This is a genomic window from Emticicia sp., assembly GCF_043780375.1.
Classification (GTDB): domain Bacteria; phylum Bacteroidota; class Bacteroidia; order Cytophagales; family Spirosomataceae; genus Emticicia.
In genome coordinates this window covers 1-5194 of sequence record NZ_JAYWCU010000122.1, presented here as the reverse complement: position 1 = coordinate 5194, position 5194 = coordinate 1, and the positions used below count along the sequence as shown (strand labels likewise).

General features: G+C 35.4%; 7 protein-coding genes. All 7 read left to right on the top strand.

Translation table 11 applies throughout. The annotated features are described in order from the left end of the window. On the top strand, positions 1–886 hold an 886-nt coding region (locus tag ACH2CJ_RS09810; protein ID WP_394992477.1), incomplete at its 5' end, for a VOC family protein. A gap of 331 nt (positions 887–1217) precedes the next feature. Further along, the gene (locus ACH2CJ_RS09805; RefSeq protein WP_394992476.1) at positions 1218–1895 is read left to right on the top strand and encodes a DUF2064 domain-containing protein; all 678 of its coding nucleotides are present in this window, start codon (positions 1218–1220) and stop codon (positions 1893–1895) included. Between the two features lie 102 nt (positions 1896–1997). Continuing rightward, positions 1998–2204 (top strand): hypothetical protein, encoded by a 207-nt coding sequence (locus ACH2CJ_RS09800; protein ID WP_394992474.1) that lies wholly within the window; start codon positions 1998–2000, stop codon positions 2202–2204. After that, complete coding sequence (locus tag ACH2CJ_RS09795) at positions 2192–2368, top strand: hypothetical protein (RefSeq protein ID WP_394992473.1); 177 nt, start codon at positions 2192–2194, stop codon at positions 2366–2368. The genes ACH2CJ_RS09800 and ACH2CJ_RS09795 overlap by 13 nt, the downstream gene beginning before the upstream one ends. Beyond that, positions 2365–2700: an arsenosugar biosynthesis-associated peroxidase-like protein gene (locus ACH2CJ_RS09790; protein WP_394992471.1), complete on the top strand. Its 336-nt coding sequence runs from the start codon at positions 2365–2367 to the stop codon at positions 2698–2700. The genes ACH2CJ_RS09795 and ACH2CJ_RS09790 overlap by 4 nt, the downstream gene beginning before the upstream one ends. Before the next feature lie 152 nt (positions 2701–2852). Beyond that, entirely contained in the window at positions 2853–3914 is a 1062-nt protein-coding gene (gene arsS / locus ACH2CJ_RS09785) for an arsenosugar biosynthesis radical SAM (seleno)protein ArsS (RefSeq protein WP_394992470.1), read from the top strand. A gap of 96 nt (positions 3915–4010) precedes the next feature. Continuing rightward, positions 4011–4982 (top strand): arsenosugar biosynthesis arsenite methyltransferase ArsM, encoded by a 972-nt coding sequence (gene arsM / locus ACH2CJ_RS09780; protein WP_394992468.1) that lies wholly within the window; start codon positions 4011–4013, stop codon positions 4980–4982. The last annotated feature ends 212 nt before the right edge of the window (positions 4983–5194 follow it).

Below are 5194 nucleotides of genomic sequence, written 5' to 3'. Positions count from 1 at the left end.
CAACATTCGGCAACGTAGAGCGATTTTAGCTTTGAATATGGCTGGTGGTGGTGGTGCAGAAATATGGCAATCGAATCGCCCTGAGCCACTTGCAGCCGAGTTTGAAGCAAAAATTGGGGATTTAGGTATTTTTGCCGTAAAAATAAAATGCTCTAACATTTCACAATTTGCTGATAATCAACAAATTAAGACCACTACCTCTCCCGAAAACAAGCCCTATTCTTGGCTAACCGATAATTATGGAAATCAGCTTCAGGTGGTTCAAGATGACTCTTGGTTTCGCCCAACCGATAGCCTGACTGGAGGAATCGTAGGTGTTGTGATTGGTGTAAGTGATATTGACAAAGCCTTAAATCTGTATCAGAATGTGTTGAAAATCAGTGAGTTAGCCTATGACAAAACTGGTACTTTTGAAGATTTTAAAGAATTGAATGCCAATAAAAAACGTTTTCGTAGAGTACTTCTTCGTAAACCGATGAATAATACGGGAGCATTTAGCCGTCTGCTTGGAAATGTGGAAATCGAACTCGTGCAAGCTCTTGACAGTACACCAAAAACAATATTTGAAGGCAGAAGTTGGGGCGATTTAGGTTTTATTCATTTATGCTTCGATACCCTCGACATGGATGCTTTGAAAAAAAGATGTACCGAAAATGGGTATCCTTTTACTGTTGATAGCGGTGAAACTTTTGATATGGGCGAAGCTGGTGGACGTTTTACCTATTTGGAAGACCCCGATGGCACACTTATTGAATTTGTGGAAACACACCGAGTGCCTATCTTGAAAAGAATTGGTTGGTATTTGAATCTTAAAAAAAGAAAAACCAAAAAACCCTTACCCGATTGGATGGTTTCGACTATGGGTTGGGGAAAAGTGAAAGCATAATTGAAAAACAATGAAATATTACCTGTGAAACTTTCAAAAAGAACTTTTTTTTTGCTACAAGATTCTATTTTAAACAAAATAGAATCTTTTATTGTTTACTAGTATGGAGTTGTAATTTGCACAAAATAAAAAAAACATTGCGTTTTTTTACCATGTTTCGATTACAACCTAAGAAAGAATAAATGTCGATTATTATGAAAGCACAACTTTAAATAAAAAAGCTTTTATTCATCTGTATACAGTCGACCAAATTGAAGGAGTTTTAAATAGCCATTATTAAAATCTAAGTATCAATTTTCTTCGTATATATGTGTAAAACCTTATTAATTGTTTGAAAAATTCGACTGCTATATTAATTTTCGTTCAAGATCTATCAAAAGATGCTTCTCGAAAGACTTTAACTCCTACGAAAAACTTAGGAGTTAATCGTTTAGTATTCAGTCGATTAAATAGTTTTGTTGGTCGTACATCTGGTTCAACAAATCTTCCTGTTTTTTATTCAAATCAATTAATCTTAGGAAATAAAAGTAATTTCGGTAAACAACTTTCAGCAGCTATTCAAGCAGTTTTTAATAAAGGTTTTGAAAAAGTAATTTGTGTTGGAAACGATTGCCCTGCTCTTAACAAAACACAAATTTTAGATGCCGCCGAAAAACTACAAACAAACGATACGGTAATTGGCCCCGACGAGCGTGGTGGTGTTTATTTACTCGGAATTTCAAAAAATACATTTAATTCCGAAACCTTCGAGAAGCTCGCTTGGCAAAGTGGAAAAATGTTAGCGAGTTATATTAAACAATATGCTCAACAAAGAATTATAGCTATTGAAACTCTTGCCGATATACATACTTTTGAAGAATTACAAAACTATTCTTCTTCAAGGTTTTTTATTAGGTTTTTACTTCAATTTATTGAGAAATCTTTATCAAGAAATACCTACAACTACTCCTATCTATTTGATAATCAGTTAATTAGATTTTCTTCTCTTCGAGCACCCCCTGTTTATTGAATTCCCCATTTTCTATCAGTAAAACAATATAGGTTTTCAATCTATACTGGCTATTACCATAGTAAAATTTTATTCAATTATAGCACTCATAAAGAAAATGTTATGAAAAAAATACTACTATTTATATCTTTTTTTTACGCATTTTCAACATTAGCTCAAGAACAATTAGAAGTAAATGTCAATGATTTACTCACTCGCAAACCAGTCAGAAGTGTAGAAGTCTATATTGAAAGTATTGGTGAAAAATCACAATTTGGTATCACGGACAAGTTTCAATTGATTTCACCAATCATGCAATGCGAGCCTTAAATCATGAGCATATTTTTATCTATCCATTGATGGAAGAGAATGCTTTTGACCTTGATAATATACTTGAAGGCTTGCAGGAAATTACAATGATTTATAAAACGGATATTGCTTTTAAAGAAATAGTTAAAAACACATATAAACACCTAATAATCAATTATTTATGAAAACATATTATGACCCCGACGACCTTGCAAAATTTGGTAAAATTGGTGAATTTGGTGGAAAAGATTTAGCAGCAAAATTTTTCAATTATTATGGCGAAACTTTTAAAGATGGAGCTTTGAGCGAACGAGAAAAATCATTGATTGCTCTTGCAGTAGCTCACGCCCTCAAATGCCCATATTGCATTGATGCCTACACCTCAGATACTATTGCCAAGGGTTGCTCAGAAGACGAATTGATGGAAGCTGTTCACGTAACCGCCGCCCTTGCTGCAGGTGTAACCCTGGTGCACAGTGTTCAAATGATAAATAAAGCAAAAGAATTAATGATGTAAAAAATAATATTGAATGAGTGAATGATACAACGAGTAAATAATTAAAGACTACTGTAACAAACGTAGATTTTTTTAAAAAACTATTTTGTATCAAGATTTTCACACATTCTATCATTCTATCATTCTATCATTCACTCATTCAACATTGATTAATGAATCCAGTAAAATCATTAAAAGCTCAAAAAAATGAATTGGGCGAGTCGGCATTTCAGTTAAAGGTATTGAATGACGAAGTAAAAATTGGCAAAAAACTTCCGCTGTTTCGTGAGAAATTGGAGGATATTGGCTTATTTCCATTAAAACCAACAAAACTAGAAATTTTTCAGATAAATGTTGGCAAAATGTGCAACCAAGTTTGTAAACATTGCCACGTGGATGCAGGTCCTGACCGTAAGGAAATTATGACCCAAGAAACGATGCAACTTTGTATTGACATCTTGAAAAAACACAAATTTTCGACATTAGATTTGACGGGTGGAGCTCCTGAAATGAATAATAGTTTTAGGTGGTTTATTGAAGGTATTCGTGCCGTTGATAGCGATATAAAAATTATCGTTCGCTGTAATCTGACCATCATTTTGGCAAATCCAAAATACCACGATTTACCTCAATTCTTCAAAAAACACAAAATTGAAGTCGTTTCTTCATTGCCGGCTACGAGTGCTTCACGCACCGATTCTCAACGTGGTGATGGTGTTTTTGATGATTCAATAAAGGCATTACAAATGCTTAATCAAGTAGGTTATGGTATCGAAGGAACAGGACTAAATCTCAACTTGGTTTATAATCCATCGGGGGCATTTTTGCCAGCAGGACAAGTAAGTTTAGAAAAAGAATTCAAACGAGTATTGAAAACAAAATTCAACATAGATTTCAACTCACTTTTTGCCATTACCAATATTCCAATCAGTCGTTTTCTTGATTATTTACTTGTCAGCGGCAACTATGGAGCATATATGGACAAAATAGTAGAAGCCTACAATCCTGTGGCGGCGGTCAATGTAATGTGCCGAAATACGCTCTCAATTGGTTGGGACGGTTATTTGTACGACTGTGATTTTAACCAAATGCTTGACCTAAAAGTTGCTGCAAAAGCCCAACATTTAAGAGATTTTGACTACGAAGAATTGACAAATCGCTCAGTTATCGTAAATCAGCATTGCTACGGTTGCACAGCGGGGGCGGGTAGCTCGTGCGGTGGTGAAGTGGCTTAAACAATTATCAGTTTTTAGTGAATGTTAATCTGAAAAAATATTCACTCATTTAGCTCCATTGGGGCATTAAATCACTCATTTACTTATTAGATTAAAATGGAAAGTTACTTAGAAACTACAATTGATGTTTACAAACAAGCAGCCGAAAAACCCGATGTAGGCTTGTGTTGCACAACCACCCCTATTTGGGCTTTGCCAGGCTTGACAATGCCAAAAATCATGCAGGAAATGAATTATGGTTGCGGAAGCACCGTTAATCCCCGTGATTTAGTCAATAATCCAACAATATTGTATGTAGGCGTAGGTGGAGGCATGGAGTTACTCCAATTCTCCTATTTTAATCGTCAAAAAGGTGGCGTTGTAGGTATTGACATCGTGGACGAAATGTTGGCAGCTTGCAAAGAAAACATGAATGAAGCTAAACGTCTGAATGACTGGTTCGAGAAAGATTTTATTGATATTCGTAAAGGAAATGCCCTTAGTTTGCCAGTAGATGATGAAACCATTGACGTTGCAGCCCAAAACTGTTTGTTCAATATATTTAAAGCTGAAGACCTTAAATTGGCCTTAGCAGAAATGTACCGAGTGCTAAAACCACGTGGAAAACTCGTAATGTCTGACCCAACTTGTGAGCAAGAAATGTCGGATGAATTGCGAAACGATGAGCGTTTACGAGCTTTATGTTTGACAGGCTCGATTACATTGAAAGAATACATCAAAATGATTACTGATGTAGGTTTCGGAACGGTCGAAATTCGTGCCAAACGTGCTTACCGTGTGCTTTCGCCAAACCACTACCCTACTGACGATTTAATATACATCGAATCGGTAGAAGTTTGTGCCATAAAAGACCCAATGCCCGCCGATGGACCTTGCGTATTTACTGGCAAAACTGCTATATATTTCGGTAATGACGATTGTTTTGACGATAATGCTGGTCATATATTACTCCAAAATCAACCTTTGGCAATTTGCGATAAAACGGCAGGTGCTTTGGATAACTTGGGCAGAAATGATATTTTTATTTCAGATTCAACTTGGTTTTATGATGGCGGCGGTTGTTGTTGAAATTTGATAAAAAACATATTAAAAATTTATCTTCCTTGAAAAAAGAATAGACTTCCTGCGAAAGTGTTTTATGATTGAAAAATAGTAGATTTTCAAGCGAAAATCGAGAAAATTTTGAAAGCATAGCACCGCTACGGTTGAAAAATTTACTCAATTTGTAGCCGAAAAGATGGTGTTTTTCGACTTAAAATACTTTCGCAGGAAGTCTAATA